Below are 566 nucleotides of genomic sequence, written 5' to 3' on the forward strand. Positions count from 1 at the left end.
GCCATACACAACCAAAAACCCAAGCCATTCATCTGGACAGCCAAGGCTAAGGATATCTTGGCTAAAGTTGTTCGTGCTAATCGCCGGTTAAGTTCCATGCAAAATGCAACACTACACTAGAATCTCGCTGATCCTTCCATTAAAACGCTCCACCATGCCGTTGGTTTGAGGGTGTTTTGGCTTGATCAGACGGTGCTCAATATCTTCTACCTGACACACCTGATCAAAAGGATGCTGACCAGTAGGTTTACGTTCACCGTTGGCAACAAAGCGATCGGTAAATTCCTTGCCATTATCCGTCAGTATCTTGGTGATGATAAAAGGTGCCTTCTTGATCAACCGTTGAAGAAACCCTTTGGCGCTGCGAGCGCTTTTATTGGGTAGAATTTCCAGGTAAACCCAGCGTGTCGCTCGATCGATGGCAACAAACAGATATGTCCGTTTGGGTTCATCGGCAATTTGTGGGAGATACTTGACATCCACATGCACAAAGCCGGGTGCGTAGTCCTTGAAGGTTTTGTGCTTGGCCTGTTGTGCTTCTTCGTTTTCTGCACGTAACGTAACTA

1 pseudogene is annotated in these 566 nt (G+C 46.6%); it reads right to left on the bottom strand.

The features are described 5' to 3' along the window. Positions 1 to 117: 117 nt before the first annotated feature. A pseudogene (locus ACOCD2_RS25420) lies at positions 118 to 566 on the bottom strand (DDE-type integrase/transposase/recombinase); the annotation flags it as partial.

The organism is Thiolapillus sp., assembly GCF_048562965.1.
GTDB classification, from domain to species: domain Bacteria; phylum Pseudomonadota; class Gammaproteobacteria; order Chromatiales; family Chromatiaceae; genus Thiolapillus; species Thiolapillus brandeum_A.